The 22,278-nt window shown below is 57.9% G+C and carries 20 protein-coding genes, 1 tRNA gene and 1 pseudogene; 5 read left to right on the forward strand and 17 right to left on the reverse strand.

All coding sequences use genetic code 11. The features are described from left to right. Positions 1-6 precede the first annotated feature (6 nt). The 14 genes and pseudogenes from EBQ26_RS03945 to glmU form a co-directional block, all read right to left on the reverse strand. Positions 7-1,482 (reverse strand): NADH-quinone oxidoreductase subunit M, encoded by a 1,476-nt coding sequence (locus tag EBQ26_RS03945; RefSeq protein WP_122237736.1) that lies wholly within the window; start codon positions 1,480-1,482, stop codon positions 7-9. Positions 1,483-1,495: 13 nt separating this feature from the next. Next, the gene (gene nuoL / locus EBQ26_RS03950) at positions 1,496-3,514 is read right to left on the reverse strand and encodes an NADH-quinone oxidoreductase subunit L (protein ID WP_122237737.1); all 2,019 of its coding nucleotides are present in this window, start codon (positions 3,512-3,514) and stop codon (positions 1,496-1,498) included. Positions 3,515-3,531: 17 nt separating this feature from the next. Beyond that, a complete protein-coding gene (nuoK, locus tag EBQ26_RS03955) occupies positions 3,532-3,891 on the reverse strand; it encodes an NADH-quinone oxidoreductase subunit NuoK (protein ID WP_122237862.1) in 360 nt (119 codons plus the stop codon). Between the two features lie 17 nt (positions 3,892-3,908). Next, entirely contained in the window at positions 3,909-4,589 is a 681-nt protein-coding gene (locus tag EBQ26_RS03960; protein ID WP_122237738.1) for an NADH-quinone oxidoreductase subunit J, read from the reverse strand. A gap of 40 nt (positions 4,590-4,629) precedes the next feature. Further along, positions 4,630-5,169, reverse strand: a complete 540-nt coding sequence (gene nuoI / locus EBQ26_RS03965) for an NADH-quinone oxidoreductase subunit NuoI (RefSeq protein WP_238944126.1) — start codon at positions 5,167-5,169, stop codon at positions 4,630-4,632. Positions 5,170-5,184: 15 nt separating this feature from the next. Next, positions 5,185-6,276: an NADH-quinone oxidoreductase subunit NuoH gene (gene nuoH, locus EBQ26_RS03970; RefSeq protein ID WP_122237739.1), complete on the reverse strand. Its 1,092-nt coding sequence runs from the start codon at positions 6,274-6,276 to the stop codon at positions 5,185-5,187. Next, complete coding sequence (nuoG, locus tag EBQ26_RS03975; RefSeq protein WP_122237740.1) at positions 6,273-8,468, reverse strand: NADH-quinone oxidoreductase subunit NuoG; 2,196 nt, start codon at positions 8,466-8,468, stop codon at positions 6,273-6,275. Before nuoG ends, nuoH begins: the two co-directional genes overlap by 4 nt. Before the next feature lie 110 nt (positions 8,469-8,578). Next, positions 8,579-9,907 (reverse strand): annotated as a pseudogene (gene nuoF, locus EBQ26_RS03980) (NADH-quinone oxidoreductase subunit NuoF); the annotation flags it as partial. Positions 9,908-9,915: 8 nt separating this feature from the next. Beyond that, complete coding sequence (nuoE, locus tag EBQ26_RS03985; protein WP_122237741.1) at positions 9,916-10,404, reverse strand: NADH-quinone oxidoreductase subunit NuoE; 489 nt, start codon at positions 10,402-10,404, stop codon at positions 9,916-9,918. Beyond that, positions 10,401-11,654 carry an NADH-quinone oxidoreductase subunit D gene (locus tag EBQ26_RS03990; protein WP_122237742.1) on the reverse strand — a complete coding sequence of 418 codons (1,254 nt, stop codon included), beginning with the start codon at positions 11,652-11,654 and terminating at the stop codon, positions 10,401-10,403. The genes nuoE and EBQ26_RS03990 overlap by 4 nt, the downstream gene beginning before the upstream one ends. Positions 11,655-11,683: 29 nt before the next feature. Then, positions 11,684-12,298 (reverse strand): NADH-quinone oxidoreductase subunit C, encoded by a 615-nt coding sequence (locus EBQ26_RS03995; protein WP_122237743.1) that lies wholly within the window; start codon positions 12,296-12,298, stop codon positions 11,684-11,686. 17 nt (positions 12,299-12,315) lie between these two features. Beyond that, the gene (locus EBQ26_RS04000; RefSeq protein ID WP_122237744.1) at positions 12,316-12,795 is read right to left on the reverse strand and encodes a NuoB/complex I 20 kDa subunit family protein; all 480 of its coding nucleotides are present in this window, start codon (positions 12,793-12,795) and stop codon (positions 12,316-12,318) included. 62 nt (positions 12,796-12,857) lie between these two features. Beyond that, positions 12,858-13,217: an NADH-quinone oxidoreductase subunit A gene (locus EBQ26_RS04005; protein WP_122237745.1), complete on the reverse strand. Its 360-nt coding sequence runs from the start codon at positions 13,215-13,217 to the stop codon at positions 12,858-12,860. A gap of 246 nt (positions 13,218-13,463) precedes the next feature. Further along, positions 13,464-14,921 carry a bifunctional UDP-N-acetylglucosamine diphosphorylase/glucosamine-1-phosphate N-acetyltransferase GlmU gene (glmU, locus tag EBQ26_RS04010; protein WP_122237865.1) on the reverse strand — a complete coding sequence of 486 codons (1,458 nt, stop codon included), beginning with the start codon at positions 14,919-14,921 and terminating at the stop codon, positions 13,464-13,466. 202 nt (positions 14,922-15,123) lie between these two features. Between glmU and plsY the strand changes: the two genes are divergently transcribed. The 4 genes from plsY to nagZ all read left to right on the forward strand — a co-directional run bounded on the left by plsY (position 15,124) and on the right by nagZ (position 18,621). Continuing rightward, a complete protein-coding gene (plsY, locus tag EBQ26_RS04015; protein ID WP_122237866.1) occupies positions 15,124-15,828 on the forward strand; it encodes a glycerol-3-phosphate 1-O-acyltransferase PlsY in 705 nt (234 codons plus the stop codon). Positions 15,829-15,917: 89 nt separating this feature from the next. Further along, positions 15,918-16,340, forward strand: a complete 423-nt coding sequence (acpS, locus tag EBQ26_RS04020) for a holo-ACP synthase (protein ID WP_122237746.1) — start codon at positions 15,918-15,920, stop codon at positions 16,338-16,340. A gap of 87 nt (positions 16,341-16,427) precedes the next feature. After that, on the forward strand, positions 16,428-17,405 hold the full coding sequence (locus tag EBQ26_RS04025; RefSeq protein ID WP_122237747.1) for a threonine dehydratase: 978 nt from the start codon (positions 16,428-16,430) through the stop codon (positions 17,403-17,405). An 82-nt stretch (positions 17,406-17,487) separates the two neighbouring features. After that, the gene (gene nagZ / locus EBQ26_RS04030; protein ID WP_122237867.1) at positions 17,488-18,621 is read left to right on the forward strand and encodes a beta-N-acetylhexosaminidase; all 1,134 of its coding nucleotides are present in this window, start codon (positions 17,488-17,490) and stop codon (positions 18,619-18,621) included. A gap of 29 nt (positions 18,622-18,650) precedes the next feature. On the opposite strand, the gene EBQ26_RS04035 is transcribed toward nagZ, so the two are convergent. Next, positions 18,651-19,355: an RluA family pseudouridine synthase gene (locus EBQ26_RS04035; RefSeq protein ID WP_122237748.1), complete on the reverse strand. Its 705-nt coding sequence runs from the start codon at positions 19,353-19,355 to the stop codon at positions 18,651-18,653. A 306-nt stretch (positions 19,356-19,661) separates the two neighbouring features. On the opposite strand from EBQ26_RS04035, the gene recQ reads away from it, so the two are divergent. Further along, entirely contained in the window at positions 19,662-21,566 is a 1,905-nt protein-coding gene (gene recQ / locus EBQ26_RS04040; protein WP_238944128.1) for a DNA helicase RecQ, read from the forward strand. Between the two features lie 91 nt (positions 21,567-21,657). Here the strand turns inward: recQ and EBQ26_RS04045 are convergent. Together EBQ26_RS04045 and EBQ26_RS04050 are read right to left on the reverse strand one after the other, a co-directional pair. Next, positions 21,658-21,734, reverse strand: a tRNA-Pro gene (locus EBQ26_RS04045). Positions 21,735-21,753: 19 nt separating this feature from the next. After that, positions 21,754-22,203 (reverse strand): MerR family transcriptional regulator, encoded by a 450-nt coding sequence (locus EBQ26_RS04050; protein WP_122237750.1) that lies wholly within the window; start codon positions 22,201-22,203, stop codon positions 21,754-21,756. Between the last annotated feature and the right edge of the window lie 75 nt (positions 22,204-22,278).

A 22,278-nucleotide genomic window follows, 5' to 3' on the forward strand; every position in this document is an offset into this window, starting at 1 on the left:
GATGGTTTACTGTAGCTTCGCCTGCGCCACATGGGCCAGCAGGTGGGTGACGGAGACATCCATGATGTCGGTAAATGGTTTGGGATGGATACCCATATACAAGACGCACACAGCCAGCGTAACCATCACCAGCATTTCTCGTCCATTGATATCCTTCAAAGCCCGCACCTGCTCATTCTTCACATCGCCCAAATAAACCTTTTTGAACATCAACAGCGAATACGCGGCGCCCAAAATCAAAGCCGTAGCCGCCAGCAACCCAATCATGAAGTTGTATTGCACGCTACCCAAAATGACCATCCACTCGCCAATGAAACCGGCCGTTGCAGGCAAGCCCGAATTGGCCATCGCAAACAGCAAAGCAAACGCTGCGAACTTGGGCATGGTGTTTATCACACCACCATAAGCCGAAATTTCACGTGTGTGCATCCGATCGTAGAGAACCCCGATAGCCAGGAACATGGCCGCAGAAACAAAGCCGTGCGAAACCATCTGCACAATCGCCCCGGTCATGCCCAACTTGTTAAAGAGGAAAAAGCCCAAACTCACAAAACCCATGTGGGCCACGGATGAATAAGCCACCAGCTTTTTCATATCCTCCTGCACGATTGCAACCAATCCCACATAAATAACGGCAATCAGGGACAGGGTAATCATCAACCAAGCGTATTCCTGCGCCGCATCTGGCGCAATGGGAAGCGAAAAACGCAGAAAGCCATAAGCCCCCAGCTTCAGCATGATCGCAGCCAATACAGCCGAGCCTCCCGTAGGCGCTTCTACGTGCACATCAGGCAGCCAAGTGTGCACGGGCCACATGGGAATCTTCACCGCAAACGCGGCGAAGAAAGCAAAGAAAATCCACGTTTGCTCCAGCAGCGACAAGGGCTGTTTATGCCAAGCAAGAATACTGAAACTCCCCCCCGAAGTGTTGTAGAGGTAGATAACCGCCACCAGAGTCAGCAACGAGCCCAACAGGGTGTAGAGGAAAAACTTGAAGGCCGCATAAATCTTCCGAGGCCCTCCCCACACACCGATGATGAGATACATGGGAATCAGAGTAGCCTCGAAAAAAACATAAAACAGCATGCCGTCCAGGGCGCTAAATACCCCCACCATCAATCCTGAAAGGATGAGGAACGCTGCCATGTACTGATTCACACGGGTGGTAATGCTTTCCCATGAAGCAACCACCACAATCACCGTAATAAACGCTGTCAAAGGCACAAACCAAAAAGACAGCCCATCAATACCCAAGTGGTATTGAATATTGAACGCAGGAATCCAGCTTGCCTTTTCAACAAACTGCATTTGCGCTGTGCTGGTATCAAAGCCGGTGTAGAGCGGCAATGTCACCAACAGCCCCAATAAGGCGCCAACCAATGCCAACCAACGCACCAGCGGCGCCTGCGAGGGCTTATTCAGTGGTAGGAGCAAGATGCCCGCCACAATGGGCACCCAGATAGCGAGACTCAACCAAGCCATTTTTCCTGTTCTCCTAGTAGCTCCGCCACACGAAATACGACATGAGCGCGAACACACCCAGAATCATGACCAGCGCGTAGTAGTAGATATAACCCGACTGGAACCAACGCACGATGCCTGCAATCCAGCCAACCGTTTTCCAGGAGCCATTCACTACAGCCCCATCAATCAATGTTTGATCGCCAGCTTTCCAGAAGACACGGCCCAAACGCATGAAATTACCGCCGATGATGTCGATCCAGAGTTTATCCATGCCGTACTTGGCTTCAAAGATGCGGTAGAGGCAATTGAATTTTTCCTTGAAAAACGCTGGGACCCTAGGATTGACCATATAGCAGTACCACGCCGCCAACACTCCAGCCGCAGCCAAATACAACGGAGGAGTGACAAAAGCATGCAGAGCCATGCTGAAGGGACCGTGGATGACCTCACGCAACTTTTCCATCGCCGGATGAGCAGCAGTATCCACGGTAATAACCCCAGAGAAGAAGTCACCGAACAGGAAAGGCACAACCACCCATCCCGCAAAAATTGACGGAATAGCCAGCAACATTAATGGCACGGTAACGACCCAAGGCGATTCGTGTGGCTTATGGTCATGGCCATGACCGTGGTCATCGTGATGGTGCTCATGCGCATGAGGATCCTGGTCGTAACGCTCCTCGCCATGGAAAACCATAAAGTACATCCGGAACGAATAAAAGGCTGTGATGAATACACCCGAAAGCACAGCCCAATAGGCAATATCAGCCGCCCACAAATTACTAAAATGAGCCGCCTCGATAATGGCATCCTTAGAATAAAAGCCTGCAAACAATGGCGTGCCAATCAAAGCCAGCGACCCGAGCAATGAGGTAAACCACGTAATAGGCATGCGCTTCCACAGCCCGCCCATATAACGCATATCCTGGTTATGGTGGCAACCCATGATGACAGAGCCTGCTCCCAAAAACAGCAATGCCTTAAAGAAAGCATGCGTCATCAAGTGGAACACAGCAACATGGTATGCAGACGCACCTAGCGCCACAGTCATATAGCCCAGTTGGGACAGGGTAGAGTAAGCAACCACCCGCTTGATATCGTTTTGAATCAAGCCCAACAAACCCATGAAAAATGCGGTAATAGCGCCAATGATGAGAATAAAGCTTAACGCCGTATCCGACAGTTCATACAAGGGAGAAAAACGGGCCACCATGAAAATCCCAGCCGTCACCATTGTGGCCGCATGAATCAAGGCTGAAATAGGCGTCGGCCCCTCCATAGAGTCCGGCAGCCAGACATGCAGCGGGAATTGCGCCGATTTACCCATAGCCCCGATAAACAAACAAATCAAGGCCACAGTCAACAAGCTGTACTGGGTACCAGGCAAGCTCAGCGTCGCCAAATAATCCGAGCGCGCAAAAACCTCAACGTAATTAAAAGAGCCCACATTGGCAGCCAATAGACCAATACCAAGAATGAACCCAAAATCACCAACGCGGTTAATCAAAAAAGCTTTCAGGTTGGCAAACACCGCTGTTGATCGCGTGTACCAAAAGCCAATCAACAAATAAGACACCAAGCCTACTGCTTCCCATCCGAAAAACAGTTGCAGCATGTTGTTACTCATCACCAGCATCAGCATGGAAAAGGTAAACAGCGAGATATAGGAGAAAAATCGGTTATATCCCGGATCCTCATGCATATAGCCAATGGTGTAGAGATGCACCATGAGGGAAACAAAAGTCACTACCACCATCATCATGGCGGTCAGACTGTCGACCTGGAACCCCACTTCCATCACCAAATTACCAAGCACAGCCCATTGGTAAAGTGTCTGATTAAAAACTGGCGCACCATCCGTGACGCGCCAAAGAGTCATTGCCGACAACAGAAACGCAATAGCCACGCCAGCAATAGTGATGGAATGACCGGCTTTGCGCCCCAGTAGATTCCCCCCCATGGCGGTACCAAAAATACCGACGATAAGTGCCCCCATCAAGGGGGCCATAGGCACCCAAATCAAGGTTGACGCAGTGAGTGTTGATGTCATGTGATTCAGCCCCCTGCTTAACCCTTGAGTGTGGACAACTCATCGGCATTGATGCTGGTACGCGTACGAAATAACTGCACCAAAATCGCCAAACCAATAGCCGCCTCAGCTGCCGCAACAGTCATGATGAAAAACACAAATACCTGCCCATGCAAATCGCCTAAAAAATAAGAAAAAGCGACAAAGTTCATATTGACAGCCAGCAACATCAACTCAATAGCCATGAGCAGCACAATGAGATTTTTTCGATTGAGAAATATCCCTACCACCGAAAGTGCAAACAGAATCGCACCCAAAGTCAAAAAATGTGGCAACCCTAACGTTAATGCCCTATCGGCACCAACTCCCAAGTAGTGACCAAGCTGGCTCCAATCCATCCCTGTGTGCTGTGCACTCATGATTTATCCCCTTTGGCTTGCGCAGCATTGTTTTCTGCCGCGGCAGTTGGCTCATCGTGCACTTTACGTACAGCGGGCATCTGGACGACTCGCATACGATCAGCCGCCTTCACATGCACTTGCCTGGATGCATCTAACGCCTTGGTATCACGACGCTTCTCCCGCAGTGTCAGAGCAATTGCAGCAATCATGCCCACCAGCAAAATGACACCGGCAACCTGTACAGGCAAGATGTATTCGCTGTACATGAGCTTGCCCAGTTCACGCGTATTGTTGTAATCCGGATGCGCGGCGATGACCTCCCCTGCCGAATCAGTCACGGGGAAGCCCAACCACAATGCCACTACCATTTGCCCCACGACCACAACAAAAATCGTCAAGGCCAATGGCAGCGTTTGCAGCAAAGTCCTCATCAACGAGCGAGACAGACGCTCAATGCGAATATCCAGCATCATCACAACAAAAAGGAACAGCACCATCACTGCCCCCAAATAAACCATCACCAACAAAATGGCGAGGAATTCCGCTCGAATCAGCAACCACAAGCCCGCAGCTTGCGAGAATGCGAGTATCAAATACAGCACGGCGTGCACGGGATTACGCGCCGTAATCACGCGTACTGCTGCAAACAGCAGCACGGCAGAAAAAAGGTAGAAAAACGCAATTCGGACGTCCATGACGGTCTTCTTATCAGCCTGGCAAATGCATTAGCAGGGTTTAACGATAAGGCGCATCGGCCGTTTTGGCCTCTGCGATTTCCTTCTCGTAACGATCCCCAACCGCCAATAGCATTTCTTTAGTGAAATATAGGTCGCCACGCTTTTCACCGTGGTACTCGAATATCGATGTTTCCACAATGGAGTCAACTGGGCAGCTTTCTTCACAAAAGCCGCAGAAGATGCATTTGGTCAAATCGATGTCATAACGCGTCGTGCGACGCGAACCGTCATCCCGCTCTGCCGATTCAATCGTGATCGCCATAGCAGGGCAAACAGCTTCACACAATTTGCAAGCAATGCAACGCTCCTCGCCGTTTTCATAACGGCGCAAAGCATGTAACCCCCGAAAACGCGGAGACAACGGCGTTTTTTCCTCTGGGTATTGCAATGTCACATGCGGACTCAGAGCGTAACGGCCTGTTAGCGCCATCCCCTTGAGCAGCTCCCAAAGAGTGAAGCTTTTAATAAAGTCCTTGAGCGAAAAAACACTTTCCGAAACAGGAGAAGGTTTGCTCTTTTCCATCGTGGCTTGTGTCATGGGCGCGAGCCTCCTTTATCCCCAAATATTCAGTGGCGAGAACAGCCAAAGCCCGACCACTACCACCCAAATCAGAGTGACAGGAATGAAAATCTTCCAACCCAAGCGCATCACCTGGTCATAACGGAAGCGTGGGAACGTAGCGCGAATCCAGATAAACCATGTGATCACGGCCGAAGCCTTGAGGCCTAGCCAAATCCAACCTGGAATGAAGTCCAAAAAGGCCAATGGCGCATCCCATCCACCCATGAACAAAATAGCCGCCAGGAAAGAAACCAGCCACATGCTGGCGTACTCACCCAGGAAGAATATGGCAAACCCCATGCCGGAGTACTCCACCATATGTCCGGCAACGATCTCGGCTTCACTTTCCACCATGTCAAAGGGATGGCGATTGGTCTCCGCAACGATGGAAATCATGTAGACCACAAACAAAGGCAGCAGAGGCACCCAGTTCCAAGCTAGGAAATTCAGCCCCAAGTCTGGAATACCCCATGCACCCCAATTCCAGTTCTGTTGTAAAGCCACGATGTCACTGAAGTTCATACTGCCAGTGATCATCACGACGCCCAAGAAGCAAAAACCCAAGGCGATTTCATAGCTGATCATTTGCGCTGAGGCACGGATAGCACCCAAAAACGGATACTTGGAGTTAGAGGCCCATCCAGCGATGATCACACCATAGACCTCAATGGACGTAATAGCCATGACCAGCAACACGCCTGCATGCACATTGGCAAGCGCCACATCGGGTCCAAATGGAATCACCACCCAAGCCGCCAATGCCGGCATGATGGCCATCACAGGACCTAAGTAATACAGCACTGGGCTGGCAGCAGTGGGGAGAATCAACTCCTTGGTCAACAACTTAAGACCATCGGCCATGGGCTGCAAAAGGCCCCAAGGGCCTGTGCGGTTTGGCCCATAACGCACCTGCATCCACCCCAGTAGCTTACGCTCCCACAGCGTGGTGTAAGCCACAGCAATCATCAACGGCGCAATGATGGCAATGATCTTGATCAGGCTCCAAATAACCGGCCAAACCAGCCCGCTCCACCAGGACGCATCAATCAAATGGTCAAACCAGTTGTAAATCGCATCAATCATGCACTCACCTCTGGCATCATGGTTTTCATAGTGAGTTCTGAGGAGGCAACGTCCTCCAAAGCCCAACCGGCTCGCTCTCCCAAACGGGCATCTCGCGTCGCTTGCAGGGCGGGAGCACGGCGCACAATGCCATCTAATTGGTACATCGCAGCAACTGTTGGTGAAGCACTGGCTGCGCACACTTGGACTTCCTGCCGCGCAGCCGTGTTATTCAACAATTCCAACGGAACAAACTCAGGCCGCTGACCACCCCAGAAACGCGCAAGAATCTGCGGCGTTTCGTCGTAATCAAAGTCTGGGAGCCCCATCAAGTTCCCCAACACACGCAGCACTTTCCAAGCGGGACGTGTTTCATCCAAAGGCTTGACAACCGCATGGAAGCTTTGCACACGCCCTTCGGCATTCACAAACGTTCCCGAAGTCTCTGTAAACGGAGAAACAGGCAACAAAACGTCGGAACACTCCAAATTCGTCTTAAACGGACTCAGGGTGACGACCATATCCGATCGTTTTAGACTTTCTACAGCATTAGCACCAGCGGCGCTATCCCACTGAGGCTCGACATTCAACAAAAATGCCGCTTTGAGTCCGCCGGCAAGCATTTGTGCAGCATTTAAACCGTTAGCTTGGGGCTGCACGCCCACCCATTGAGCCCCCACAGTATTTGCTGCTTCTGTGAGATAGCCAACGCTGGCACCGATTTGCGCGCCCAGCCATTGCGCCACAGCCAACAAAGCCTCAGCCTGCTCATGATGCGCTACGGCATTGCCCAACAAAATCGTTTTGACTCCCGAGCCTGCAAGCCACTGTTGCGCTGCAGCGCGATCCGCATCGCTTACCGGCATCCCTGTGCCAAAGGGACTAGAAATGCCTTTTTCAGCCGCCACTGCCGCTGCTAATCCAGCCAGCGCAGGCAACCATTGAGCCGCAGGCACTTTCCAAGCATAAGCCACAGGCATAGCCCAGTCATAAGCGTGCTCAGCGAAGGCGTATACCTGTGCGCCCGCTCGTGTCGCGTGACGCACTCTGGCCGCGAACAGTGGATGCTCTTTGCGTAAATTCGAGCCGATCACCACTGCTTGCTCCAAGGTAGAAAGCGATGCAATGGAGGTACCCAGCCAACGCACTCCGGGAGCTTTGGAAAACTCTGCGTGACGCAAACGATGATCGATGTTGTCGCTACCCAACCCGTTCATCAACTGCTTGATAAGCAGCATTTCTTCCAAGGTGCTATGCGGACTGACCAAGGCGCCAATGCTTTGTGCACCATGCTGGTCCCGAATACAGCCTAAGCCTTGCGCTATGTATTCCAGTGCCTGCTGCCAGCCGACTTCCAGCCATTGCCCACCCTGCTTAATCATCGGAGCGCTCAAACGCTCGCTACCATTGAGCGCCTCGTAAGAAAAACGATCACGGTCAGCAATCCAGCATTCATTCACCGCCTCGTTTTCCAGAGGCAATACACGCATGACACGGTGATTTTTCACCTGCACAACCAAATTGGCACCTGAAGAATCGTGAGGTGCCACAGACTTACGACGCGACAACTCCCAAGTGCGAGCGTTGTAACGGAAAGGCTTGCTAGTGAGCGCGCCAACCGGGCAAATATCAATCATGTTGCCCGACAACTCCGAATCCACAGTGTTGCCCTTGACGGTCGTGATCTCCGAGAACTCACCACGATTGATCATCCCCAGCTCCATCACCCCGGCAACCTCCTGGCCAAAGCGCACACAGCGGGTGCAGTGGATGCAGCGCGACATTTCCTCCATAGAGATCAAAGGCCCCACATCTTTATGGCGAACAGCACGCTTTTCTTCTTGATAACGGGACGCGCCAGCGCCATAGCCAACAGCCAAATCTTGCAGTTGACATTCACCACCCTGATCGCAAATAGGGCAATCCAGCGGATGGTTAATCAACAAAAACTCCATCACCGATTGCTGTGCTTGCACGGCTTTAGCGCTGTGGGTGTGCACCACCATACCCTGCGTCACTGGAGTTGCACACGCCGGCAGCGGCTTAGGCGCTTTTTCCACTTCCACCAGGCACATGCGGCAACTGGCAGCGATAGAAAGTTTTTTGTGATAGCAGAAGTGCGGGATGTAAGTGCCGGATTTCTCGGCTGCATGCATAACCATGCTGCCTTCCTGCACCTCCACCTTCTTGCCATCGAGTTCGATTTCAATCATAGGGCGCTCACTTCATCACTTCAGGCCGCACGGCGCTGTACTGCATTGGCGGCAGCGGCTGCCATGATGGAACCGGCCATGCCGGGAATTAGCGGCTCTGGCGGTTGCATCTGGGGTTGAGCCGTCTGGATCTTGGCCTCGAATTCCTGTCGAAAGTGCTTGAGCATGGCCCGCACAGGCATAGCCGCAGCATCACCCAACGCACAAATGGTGCGCCCCATGATGTTGCCGGCCACGTTATCAAGTAATTCCAGATCGCCCGGGCGACCATGACCAGCCAAAATTCGATCCACCACTCTTGAGAGCCAACCTGTGCCCTCTCGACAAGGCGTGCATTGGCCACAAGACTCGTGCATATAAAAATAAGACAGACGAGCCAGTGACTCGACCATGCAACGTGTGTCATCCATCACAATGACAGCCCCCGAGCCCAGCATAGAGCCAGCCTTGGCAATGCTGTCGTAGTCCATCGTGCACTCCATCATCATGTCAGCGGGAATGACAGGAGAGGAGGAGCCGCCAGGAATAACCGCCTTCAACTTGCGCCCCGGACGCATACCACCAGCAAGCTCAAGCAGCTTCGAAAAAGGCGTGCCAAGCGGAATTTCATAATTGCCAGGCAATTGCACATCGCCGCTGACAGAGAAAATCTTGGTGCCGCCATTGTTCGGCTTACCGCAAGCCAAGTAGGCCGCACCGCCATTGCGCACAATCCAGGGAACTGCTGCAAAAGTCTCAGTATTGTTGATCGTAGTGGGCTTGCCAAATAAACCAAAGCTAGCTGGGAAAGGAGGCTTAAAGCGCGGCTGCCCTTTTTTGCCTTCGATAGATTCAAGCAACGCTGTCTCTTCACCGCAGATGTAGGCGCCAAAGCCATGATGGGCGTACAGCTCAAAGCTGAATCCGCTGCCCAAAATGTCCCTGCCCAAGAAGCCCGCCTCACGCGCTTCTTGCAAGGCAGCCTCAAAGCGCTCATAGGCCTCGAAAATCTCCCCGTGGATATAGTTGTAACCCACGCTGGCTCCCATGGTATAGCCGCCCAATATCATGCCTTCGATCACGATATGGGGGTTGTGCATGAGGATTTCCCGATCCTTGCATGTACCCGGCTCCCCTTCATCGGAATTACACACCACATATTTCTGACCAGGAAAGTTGCGCGGCATGAAGCTCCATTTCAGACCCGTAGGAAAGCCCGCACCTCCGCGACCGCGCAAGCCAGACTCCTTCAGGGTTGCGATCATGTCGTCTTGCGACATACCCGCTCCGCCGTCTTTGCCAAGGACCTTCTTCAGAGCCTCATAGCCGCCACGGCTGATGTAATCCTTGATAGACCAGTTGCGACCATTGAGCCCTGCATAAATTTGAGGATTGATATGCCGACCGTGGAAGCAGGTTTGCTCACCCGAAGCTTTGAAGGGCAGCAAAACATCTTTCATTCGTTGATTCATTTACTGGCCTCCGCACTTAATGCATCAACCAATTGATCCAGCCGCTGCTTGTCCATGAAGCTGCACATGTCACGATCATTCACAAGCATGACAGGCGCATCGGCACAAGCCCCCAGGCACTCGCACTGCTGCAAAGTGAACATGCCATCCACGGTGGTATCACCCATATGCACTTTCAGGCGCTGCTCCAAATATTCCAGCGCCTCGCGCCCGCCCCGCAACTGACAAGGCAAATTCGTACACACAGCAAGTTTGTATTTACCCACTGGGTGCTGGTTGTACATGTTGTAAAAGGTTGTGACCTCATGCACAGCGATTTCGGGCATTTCCAGGTAAGCAGCAATTTGCGCTTCGCTCTCTTGAGAGATATATCCCTGCTCTTGCTGCACGATGGACAGGCAGGCCATGACGGCCGACTGTTTGCGATCAGCCGGATATTTGGCTACCTCACGCGCAAAACGCGCTTTGGTGGCTTCGGTAATCATCGATCAACCTCCCCAAACACAATATCCAGCGAGCCCAACACCATCACGGCATCCGAGAGCATATAGCCACGGGTAACGGCATCCATGGCGGAAAGATGGGCAAAACCTGGCGCGCGGATCTTCATGCGATAAGGCTTGTTTGCGCCATCACTGACCATGTAAATACCAAACTCCCCTTTGGGGTGTTCCACCGCAGCGTAAGTCTCACCTTCAGGCACGCGCATGCCTTCAGAAAAAAGCTTGAAGTGGTGAATCAAATCCTCCATGCCCGCTTTCATGCGCGCACGAGGCGGCGGCGCTACTTTACGGTTCTCCGTAATCACTGGCCCTGGGTTGGCTCGCAGCCAATCGACACACTGCTTCATGATGCGGTTGGCCTCACGCATTTCATGCATGCGCACCAAATAGCGGTCATAACAATCACCAGCCACACCAACGGCCACATCAAAATCCACGCGGTCGTACACATCGTAAGGCTGAGTTTTACGAAGATCCCAAGGCACACCCGAGCCACGCAACATAGGCCCTGTCATACCCAGATTCATCGCATCTTGCGCAGACACTACGCCAATGCCAACGGTACGCTGCTTCCAGATGCGGTTATCCGTCAGCAAAGTTTCGTATTCATCCACACACTTGGGGAAGCGGCGCGTAAAGTCCTCAATAAAGTCGAGCAAGCTCCCCTGCCGCGCCTCATTAATCTTGTCCAAACTACGCTGGCTGCGCACCTTGGACGGCTTTTGTTTAGGCATGGAGTCGGGCAGGTCACGGTACACCCCCCCTGGACGGAAATAGGCCGCATGCATGCGCGCACCCGAAACCGCCTCGTACATATCGAACAAATCTTCCCGCTCACGGAATGCATAAATCAGCACTGTAGAGCTGCCCGCATCGTTGGCATTCCCCCCCAGCCACATCAGGTGGTTGAGAATGCGGGTAATTTCCGAAAAAAGCACGCGGATGTACTGCGCCCGCAGAGGAACCTCAATGCCCAGCAACTTCTCGACCGCCAGGCAGTAAGCGTGCTCATTGCACATCATGGAGACGTAATCCAGCCTATCCATATAGGGCAAGGCCTGGAGAAAAGTCTTGTGCTCAGCCAGCTTTTCCGTGCCACGATGCAGCAAACCGATGTGCGGATCGGCGCGCTGCACCACTTCCCCATCAAGCTCGAGTACCAGGCGCAACACCCCGTGCGCCGCCGGATGCTGCGGCCCGAAGTTGAGCGAATAGTTCTTGATTTCAGCCATAGTCGATTACCAAACGGATCAAGACCCGATCAGCGCACACCTCCATAGTGATCTTCGCGGATGATGCGTGGCGTGATCTCGCGCGGCTCAATGGTCACAGGCTGGTAGACAACACGCCTTTGCACCTCGTCGTAACGCATCTCCACATGCCCCGACAGCGGGAAATCTTTGCGGAAGGGATGGCCGATAAAACCGTAGTCGGTCAAGATGCGACGCAAATCGTCGTGCCCTTCAAAAACAATCCCAAACAAGTCGAAGGCCTCTCGCTCAAACCAGTTGGCAGAGCGCCAAATGCCAATCAGCGATGGCAGTACGGGATAGTTGTCATCTTCCGCAAAAACACGCACGCGCACGCGCTGATTCAAGCTGACGGAAAGCAGTTGGACCACCACAGCAAAGCGAGGCCCCTCCCAAACATGGTTTCCATACTCGGAAAAATCCATGCCGCATAAATCGATCAAAACTTCAAACTGACAAGACTTCGCATCGCGCAGGCGCCGCATGGCTTCCACGTAATGGGCGGCAGCCAAGTCCACCACCACTTGATCGATGGATACCTCAACACGCTTAGCCAACTCGCCCAATTCCGCCCGCACGTTATCGCACAGCGTTTGAGGGCGAATCGCCTCGGCAGCAAAAGACATATTCATAGCATCACCTCTCAAACACGCGCAATCGTGTTGGTGCGACGCACCTTCTGCTGCAATTGAATGATGCCGTACAGCAATGCCTCCGCCGTAGGAGGACAACCGGGCACATAAACATCCACGGGCACAACCCGGTCGCAACCGCGCACCACCGAATAGCTGTAGTGGTAGTACCCACCACCATTCGCGCAAGAGCCCATGGAAATCACCCACCGTGGCTCGGCCATTTGATCGTAAACCTTGCGCAAGGCGGGCGCCATTTTGTTGCACAAAGTTCCTGCCACAATCATCAAATCAGCCTGACGCGGGCTGGCACGAAACACCTCCGCACCAAAACGCGACACGTCGTAACGGGAGGCCGCCATGTGCATCATCTCTACCGCACAGCACGCCAATCCGAACGTCATAGGCCATAAAGAGCCTGTCTTCGCCCAATTCGCTGCAGCGTCATAGGTGGTCGTCACCACCCCTTGCTTCAGGACACCTTCAATCATTGTTTGTACTCCTCAGGCGGACACGTCAAGCCCGACCGAATGCAGTCGCAACAGCACCGGGATCACTCCCAGGTCAGCGCACCTTTGGCCCACTCATAGGCAAAGCCGATCACCAGAATCGTCAGGAACACCAGCACCGCCACAAAGCCCGTCAATCCGACGTCGCGCAAAGCCACCGCCCAGGGAAACAGAAAGGCGATTTCCAAGTCGAACAGGATAAAAAGAATGGCCACCAGGTAATAGCGCACATCGAACTTCATGCGCGCATCCCCAAAGGCTTCAAAGCCGCATTCGTAAGGGGAGTTTTTGGCTGCATCAGGCCGGGTAGGCCCCAGAATCCAACCGAGCACCATCGGGACAACCCCAATAGCGGCGCCAACCAGGATGAACAGTAGAACCGGTAGATACTGATCGAGATTCATGGGTAGATGCCATCGTGCGACCCTCGCCGCTGCGTCATCGCAACCACGGGGCTTTTTATTGATGTTGCTGGTGTGCCAACAACGCTTATATCGAATATTGGCGCTGCACGGCAGCGTTCTTGCACCGAAGATTTCGCTGCGCGATGCACCAATCCAGTTGGCGGCTCAATTCTTTGACCGGCCCCAACTGCGGCGGCGATTCTAGCCCATGGTTGACACACTTTGAAAGAATTGCGCCGCCCCCACTTAGCGCTTGTTTTTCGTCGGGCGTTGCCAATGAGCCACTGTCAAGGTTTTCGCCCGTGTAACCGTCAAACTCCCGGCAGGCGTATCCCGCGTGATGGTTGAACCGGCCCCGATGGTGCCGCCCTCGCCCAGCATCACTGGCGCAACCAGCACGCTGTTGCTGCCTACATGCACATCGGCGCCGATGGTGGTGCGGTGTTTGTTGGCGCCATCGTAGTTGGCCGTGATGGCACCTGCGCCGTAATTGACGCGCTCGCCCACGCTGGCGTCGCCCAGATAGGCCAGATGGTTGGCTTTGGCCCCACGCGCCAGCGTGCTGTTTTTCACCTCAACGAAGTTGCCGATATGCACCTCATCGGCCAAATCGGCCCCGGGGCGCAAGCGGGCGAACGGGCCGATGCGCGCCTCATCGCCCACGCGCACGCCTTGGGCCTCGCCATCCACATGAGAGTACGGGTGGATTACCCCCCTCTGCCCTATCTGGGCCTGGGCGATGTGGCAGTAAGCGCCCACCTGCGTTTGCGCTCCCAAATGGACCTCACCGGCAAACACACACCCCACGTCGATATGCACATCCGGCCCGCAATGCAGCACCCCTGGCAAAGCGCTGCCTGGGCGGGCGCGCAAATCAAAACGCGCCGGATCCGCCAAGCGAACGCCCTGGGCCATCAATTGCTCCGCTTGCATGCGCTGATAGCGCCGCTCCAGCGCCGCCAATTGCGCCGGGCTGTTGACGCCCTCCACCTGCCAGGCCTGGGCCTGCGGCAAACAATGCGCCTGCACTTCCACGCCTTCGCTAACCGCCATGGCGATGACGTCCGTCAAGTAATACTCCCCTTGGGCATTGTCGTTGCGCAGCCTCTCCAGCCACGGCTTCAACAGGCGGGCGGGGAAGGCCATGATGCCGCTGTTGATCTCGCGGATGCGACGCTGCGCTTCACTGGCGTCTTTTTGTTCAACAATGCTCTGCACCTGGCCAGCGGCATCGCGCACGATACGGCCATACCCACTCGGGTCGTCCAGCTCTACGCTCAGCAAGGCCACACGCTGGTTGGCGCACAAATCCAAAACCGCCTGCAACGTCGGCGCGGTCACCAGCGGCACATCCCCTAGCAGCACCAGCACCATGTGTTCATCGGCGAGCGCGGGCGCGGCCTGCTGCATGGCATGGCCTGTGCCGCACTGGGGCGACTGGAGTACGCACGTCAGCGCCGTTTTCGGCAGCAGCGCAGCGGCGTGCTGGCTGGCGTAATCCTCCACCTGCTGCGCTTCGTGGCCCGTCACCAGCACCAATTGCGCGGGCTGCAACTGCCCGGCGGTCTGCAGCACATGCGCCAGCAGGGCGCGCCCGCCCAGGGTTTGCAGCACTTTGGGATAACGGCTTTGCATGCGCGTGCCCTTGCCGGCGGCCAGCACAACGACGCTCAAAGCGCCTGAATGGAATGGGGATGCACTCATGGATGCGCTCATCACAACTAGAAGAAAAGCATGAAGGGAGAAAAATCGGCTGCGCATTATCCCTGCCCTGCCCGCCGCCCTTTCGCCCCAAACGGCTGCTGAATCAGCGCCCAAGCCACGGGCCAGCGCCTCGGCCGCCCCAATGCCGCATGGATAATGCGCCCTTTGTTTTTCGATACCGGAGTCAACCGCCATGCAAGGGATGGATTGGGCCGCGCTCGCTGCGGCGTGTCTGGGCGCATACCTCTTGGGCTCTGTGCCCTTTGCCGTCGTCGTCAGCCGCCTCATGGGCCTGGCCGATCCGCGCTCGTTTGGCAGCGGCAACCCAGGCGCGACCAACGTGCTGCGCTCGGGCAGCAAATCCGCCGCCGCCCTGACCTTGCTGCTCGATGCCGCCAAAGGCTGGCTGCCCGTGGCCCTGGTGGGCTGGTGGGGCCCGCGCTACGGTCTGGGCGCAGGCGCGCAAGCGCTGGTGGGGCTGTGCGCCTTTGCCGGGCACGTCTGGCCCGTCTTTTTGCGCTTCAAAGGCGGCAAAGGCGTGGCCACCGCTCTGGGCGTGCTGCTGGGCATCAGCCCCTGGCTGGGGCTGCTGGTGGCTGGCGTTTGGCTGCTGGCGCTGGCAGGCTCGCGCATGTCCTCGCTCTCGTCGCTGCTGGCGGCGGCTGCGGCACCCATCATTTACTGGCTCGGCTCCGGCCTGGCCTGGGGCAGCACGCCGCAAGTGCCCTTCATGCTGGGCGTGATGGCGGTGATCTTGTTTTACCGCCACAGCGGCAACATCGCCCGCTTGCTTGCTGGCACCGAGCCGAAAGTGGGTCAAAAAAGCGCCGCACCCCACACCACCGCAGCCCCCCACGCCCCCGCGCCCCGACTGACCAAAGCGCAGCGCAAAAAGCGCAACCACTAAGCCTTCAAAAATTCCATTCAAAAGAAACAACAATAACCATTCATATTGCCAAAACAGGAAATTTTTATTTCTTTTGAATTGAAATAATCATGATTTACGGCATTGGCACCGACATCTGCGACATCCGCCGCATCGCCCAGGCGCTGGAGCGCCACGGCGAGCGCTTTGCGCAAAAAATCCTCAGCGACGCCGAACTGGCCACCTGGCAGAGCCGCGCGGCGCGCAACGCTGCGCGCGGGCACAGCTTCATCGCCACCCGCTTTGCCGCCAAGGAAGCCTTTAGCAAAGCCATCGGCCTAGGCCTGCATGCCCCCATGAACTGGCGCGACTGCGAAGTGGCCCACCACCCCAGCGGCCAGCCGCGCATCCACACCCACGGCGCCCTGCACGATTGGTGCCAGGCGCGTCGGCTGCGCTTTCACCTCACCCTCACCGATGAAAACGACTACGCCGTGGCCTTTTGCATCGCGGAAACCGACGCCGCCCCAGATCACCAAAATAATCAATCATAGGAAAATCAAATCCAATACCAAATTGCCAAAACAAGGCAATTTTGTTTCCTATTGATCGATAAAATAAATCGACAAAAAACCCACTTCATGCCACACATGCCCTTGCCCACCCTGGCCGAGATCGAGGCCGCCGCCCACATCATTTACCGCGAATTTCCACCCACACCCCAATACCGCTGGGCCTTGCTGTGCGAGCGCCTGGGCGCCGAATGCTGGCTCAAGCACGAAAACCACACCCCCGTGGGCGCGTTCAAGATTCGCGGCGGGCTGACCTACTTTGCCGCCCTGCATGCGCGCGGCGCGCTGCCGCGCGAAGTCATCAGCGCCACGCGCGGCAACCACGGCCAAAGCATTGGCTGGGCCGCCCGCGCCCACGGCGTGCCCTGCACCATCGTCGTGCCCCACGGCAACTCGGCCGAGAAAAACGCCGCCATGCGCGCCCTGGGCGTCCACCTCGTTGAATACGGCGAGGACTTCATCGCCAGCGTCGATCACGCCCAGCGCCTGGCCGCCGAGCGCGGCGCGCACATGGTGCCCAGCTTCGCGCCTGAGCTGCTCACCGGCGTAGCCACCTACTGGTGGGAATTTTTCAAAGCCGCGCCCGCGTTGGACGTGGTTTACGTCCCCATCGGCCTGGGCAGCGGCGCGTGCGCAGCCATCGCCGCCAAGCAGGCGCTGGGCCTGCCCACGCGCATCGTCGGCGTCGTCAGCCGCCACGCCACCACCTATGCCGATTCGCTGGCCGCAGGCCGCGTCGTCGAAGCGCCCGCCAGCACCCGCCTGGCCGATGGCATGGCCGTGCGCCGCGCCCACCCCGAAGGGCTGGCCATCATGCAAGCGGGGCTTGATCGCATCGTGCAAGTGAGCGACGAAGAAATCGCCGCCGCCATGCGTGCCATTTACAGCGACACCCACAACCTGGCCGAAGGCTCGGGCGCGGCCTCCTTCGCCGCCGCCATGCAAGAGCGCGACAGCCTGCGCGGCCAGCGCGTGGGCATCACCCTCACCGGCGCCAATATCGACGCAGGCGCTTTCGCCCAAGTCCTGCACGGCAGCGCTGCATGATGCATTTTTATAGCAAATAAAAATTACTTGATACCCTTCAAGCCAAAAACAGGCAATTTTATTTCCCTTGATCGATAAAACCATGCCCACCACGCACGCCCCGCTATTCATCGACATCGCCGGCACAGAGCTGCAAGCGATCGACCGCGAGCGCCTCGCGCACCCGCTGGTCGGCGGCCTCACTCTGTTCGCGCGCAACTGGCACGACCGCCGCCAGCTCACCAGGCTGTGCGCCGACATCAAAGCCGTGCGCCGCGACTTGCTCATCTGCGTCGATCAGGAAGGCGGGCGCGTGCAGCGCTTTCGCGGCGACGGCTTCACCACCCTGCCTCCCATGCGCGCGCTCGGCCAGCTCTGGCTGGAAGACAGCCCCAGCGCGCCACGGCCTGACCCAAGCAAGCGCCCCAGCGTCCCTGCCGATGAAGCCCTCCCCCCCGGCGCGCAACGCGCCATCGCCGCCGCCACCGCCTGCGGCTACGTCCTCGCCAGCGAATTGCGCGCCTGCGGTGTGGATTTGAGCTTTACCCCCGTCGTCGATCTCGACTGGGGCGGCAGCACCGTCATCGGCGACCGCGCCTTCGCCCCCGATGCCGCCACCACCGCCCGCCTGGCCCAGGCCCTCATCCACGGCCTGCGGCAAGCGGGCATGCAGCACTGCGCCAAGCACTTCCCCGGCCACGGCTACGTGCAAGCCGATTCGCACACCGACATCCCCTACGACCAGCGCCCCCTGCAAGCCATCTTGCAAGACGACGCCGCCCCCTACGCCTGGCTACAACCGGGGCTGGCCGCCGTCATGGCCGCGCACGTCGTCTATCCCCAAGTCGATGAGCGCCCCGCCGGTTTTTCCGCCCGCTGGCTCACCGACATCCTGCGCGGCCAGCTCGGCTTTGACGGCGCCATCTTCAGCGACGACCTCAGCATGGCTGGCGCTGCGGCGATGGCCGGACGCAGCCTCAGCGCCACCGAAGCCGCCATCGCTGCCCTGCACGCAGGCTGCGACTTGCTGCTGCTGTGCAACCAAAGCCTGCACGGCGGTGCCGCGCTGGACGCCTGGCTCGGCGGCATGCACACCGCCCTGCAAACCGGCCAATGGCAACCCAACCCCCAATCCGAACGCCGCCGCCAAGCCCTGCTGCCCACCACCCCCGCCCCAGGCTGGGACGCCCTCATGCAAGCGCCCGCCTACCAGCAAGCGCTGGCGCAGTTGCCATAGCCCATCCCGCGCGGCGAACGCCGTGCGCCTCAAAACCTCGCAGGCGACTCAAACGCCAGTTCTTTGCCGCTGACAGGGTGTGTAAACGCCAACTCGCGCGCGTGCAGCAGCAGGCGTGGCGCGGCGCTGAGCGCTTCGCCCTGGGCGTAGAGCGGATCGCCCAGGATGACGTGGCCCTCGCTTTGCAAATGCACGCGCAATTGGTGGGTGCGGCCTGTTACCGGCTCCAAATCCAGCCGCGTGTGGGCGATGGGGTAGGCCGTATCGTCCGGGCGGGCGGGCAGGATGCGCCAGCGCGTCTGGCTGGGCTTGCCGTTGACGGGATCGACCACATGCAGCGGGCGGCGCTCCCAATCGAGCGCCAGGGGCTTGTCGATCACGCCCCAACCCTGGGCATCGGGCTGCGCAGGCTCGGCCATCACACCCGCCACCACCGCCGTGTAGCGCTTGTGCACGCGCCGCTGGGCGAAGGCGATCGAGAGCTGGCGATGCACGTCGGGATTGCGCGCCAGCACCAACAGGCCAGAGGTGGACATATCCAGCCGGTGCACGATCAGCGCATTGCGCCAGTACTGCTGCGCCCGCCAGGCCAGCGAATCGCGCTTGTGCTCGCCGCGCCCGGGCACGCTGAGCATTTCATGCGGCTTGAAAAGCACCAGCAGGTGCTTGTCCTCATACAGCGCCTGGGGGCGGGGCAAGGCGGCGGGGAAATCGGCCAGATTCGGTTCTTCCATCGTGCGGCAAAAGCGGAGACAAGGGCGTGCAATCAAGCCAAATTATATTTCAATAGGAAAATAAATAGCCTTATTTCGGCAATTCTACATTGAAATTCAATATTCTTTGATTTGTAATTTAAAAAACACGCATCAAACAGCCCGCTATTGTGCCGCCGCTGGGCGCACGTGCAACGCAACCGACTTCGGGCGGCAGCAGGCCGCGCCCTGCACAACGCGCGCCGATAATGGCGGGCCTTTGTCTGGCCCCGCATGCGGCCGCTTTTTTGCCCCCCCTTTTTTGTCCCCTTTTTGCCCGATCGCACCGTGCCCCCAGCACCCTTATCGCCTTCCGACAACGCCTTGCACATCCTCCAGCAAGTCTTTGGCTACGACAGCTTTCGCGGCCTGCAAGCCGACATCATCACCGGGGCCATCCAGGGCGGCAGCGCGCTGGTGCTGATGCCCACCGGCGGGGGCAAATCGCTGTGCTACCAAATCCCCGCCATCGCGCGGCACCGCCAGGGGTTGGGGCTGACCGTGGTCGTCTCGCCGCTGATTGCCCTCATGCACGACCAGGTCGGCGCGCTGCATGAAGCGGGCGTGGCCGCCGATTGCCTGCACTCAGGGCTGGATTTCGAGCAAAGCCTCGCCGCCCTGGCGCGCGCGCGGCGCGGCCAAACCACGCTGCTGTACGCCGCGCCCGAGCGCATCCACACCCCGCACTTTCTGGACTTTCTCGACGATCTGGCCCAACGCGGCCAACTGGCGCTGTTCGCCATCGACGAGGCCCACTGCGTCAGCCAATGGGGGCACGACTTCCGCCCCGAATACCGCCAGCTCAGCCTGCTGCACGAGCGCTACCCGCACGTGCCGCGCATGGCACTAACCGCCACGGCCGATGCCCTCACCCGCGCCGACATCATCGAGCGCCTGCACCTGCAAAATGCGCGCCACTACGTCAGCAGCTTCGACCGCCCCAACATCTGCTACCAGGTGGTGGAGAAAACCGACGCGCGCAAGCAACTGCTGCGCTTCATCCTCGATCAGCACGAGGGCGATGCGGGCATCGTCTATTGCCAAAGCCGCAAAAAAGTCGAAGACACCGCCCAATGGCTGCTGGAGCAAGGCATCGACGCCCTGCCCTACCACGCCGGCATGACGCCCGCGCAACGCCAGCGCCACCAGGACCGCTTCCTGCGCGAGGACGGCCTGGTCATGGTCGCCACCATCGCCTTCGGCATGGGCATCGACAAGCCCGATGTGCGCTTCGTCGCCCATCTGGACATGCCCAAGAACATCGAAGGCTATTACCAGGAAACCGGCCGCGCCGGCCGCGACGGCGAGCCAGCCGACGCCTGGATGGCCTACGGCCTGGCCGACGTCGTCAACCAGCGCCGCATGATCGACGACCCCGCCAGCCCCGCCAGCGAGGCCTATCGCCAGGTCATGCGCCGCAAGCTCGATGCCCTGCTGGCCATGGCCGAAAGCACCGAATGCCGCCGCGTGCACCTGCTGGCCTACTTCGACGAAGCCTCCCAGCCCTGCGGCAACTGCGACAACTGCCTGCACCCGCCCGCCACCTGGGACGCCACCGAGGCCGCGCGCAAACTGCTCAGCTGCATCTACCGCGTGCAGCAAATGAGCGGCATCCACTTCGGCGCCGGGCACCTCATCGACATCCTGCGCGGCAAAACCACGCCCAAAGTGGAGCAATACGAGCACCAGCGCCTGAGCACCTTCGGCATCGGGCAGGAGCTCAGCGAGCGGCAATGGGGCGCCGTCATCCGCCAGCTCATCGCACGCGACGCCATCATTGCCGACGCCCAAGCCTTCAACACCCTGCGCCTGGGGCCGGGGGCCAAAGCCCTGCTCACCGGCGGCCAACGCATGCACCTGCGCCAATCGCTGCCACCCGCCGCCAGCCGCGGCCGCCTGCGCCGCGCAGCCTCTGGCGCTGCGGGCGCACCGGGCGCCACCGCCAGCCGCGACAGCCGCCTCAACGCCTTGAGCGAGCTGGCCCGGGCACGCTTTGACGCCCTCAAAGCCTGGCGGCGCGAAGTAGCCGAACAGCACGAACTACCCGCCTACATCGTCTTCAGCGACGCCACCCTCATCGCCATCGCCGCCGCTGGCCCGCGCAATGAGGACGAACTGGCCGCCATCTCTGGCGTGGGCGAGAAAAAACTCGCCGCCTACGGCGAGGAAATCCTGCGCATTTGCCGCGCCTGAAACACGCTGGCCCGGTAGAAACGCCTTGGCTTTTGAAAGCCACGCAAAGAAAAACGGCTTACCGATTTTCATCGGTAAGCCGTTTTTTGATTGGTCGGCGTGGCGGGATTCGAACTCGCGACCCCTTGCACCCCATGCAAGTGCGCTACCTGGCTGCGCTACACGCCGGAAAGCTGCGCATTGTAGCCTACAAAATGGCCTCTCCAACCAAAATGGCGCGAATTTTGAACAATTCGCTGCGCAAGGCGGCAAAGTCGATGGACGGCGGCTCGGTGCGGCCTTGCGGCGAAGCCTCATCGGCCAGCTCTGCGACGGGTTGCGCTGCAACCTCCTCGGGCTGCGCAAGGGGCGTGGCTTCGGCGCTGGCGGGCTGCGGCTCGGCGTGCCAGTCTTGCAGGCGCGAGCGCGCGCCGCTGATGGTGAAGCCCTGGCCGTAGAGCAGCTCGCGGATGCGGCGGATCATCAGCACCTCGTGGTGCTGGTAGTAGCGGCGGTTGCCACGGCGCTTCATGGGGCGTAGCTGGGTGAATTCTTGTTCCCAATAGCGCAGGACGTGGGGCTTGACGTCGCACAGCTCGGCGACTTCGCCAATGGTGAAGTAGCGTTTGGCGGGGATGGGGGGCAGGACGTTGTTCATGAACCGCAATGACGAGGGGGTCAATGGAGGAAGAAAAACCGGCGGGCCTGCGCGCCATCGTCAGCGCCGCATGCG

This window comes from Allofranklinella schreckenbergeri (genome assembly GCF_003703475.1).
Taxonomy (GTDB): Bacteria; Pseudomonadota; Gammaproteobacteria; order Burkholderiales; family Burkholderiaceae_C; genus Lampropedia; species Lampropedia schreckenbergeri.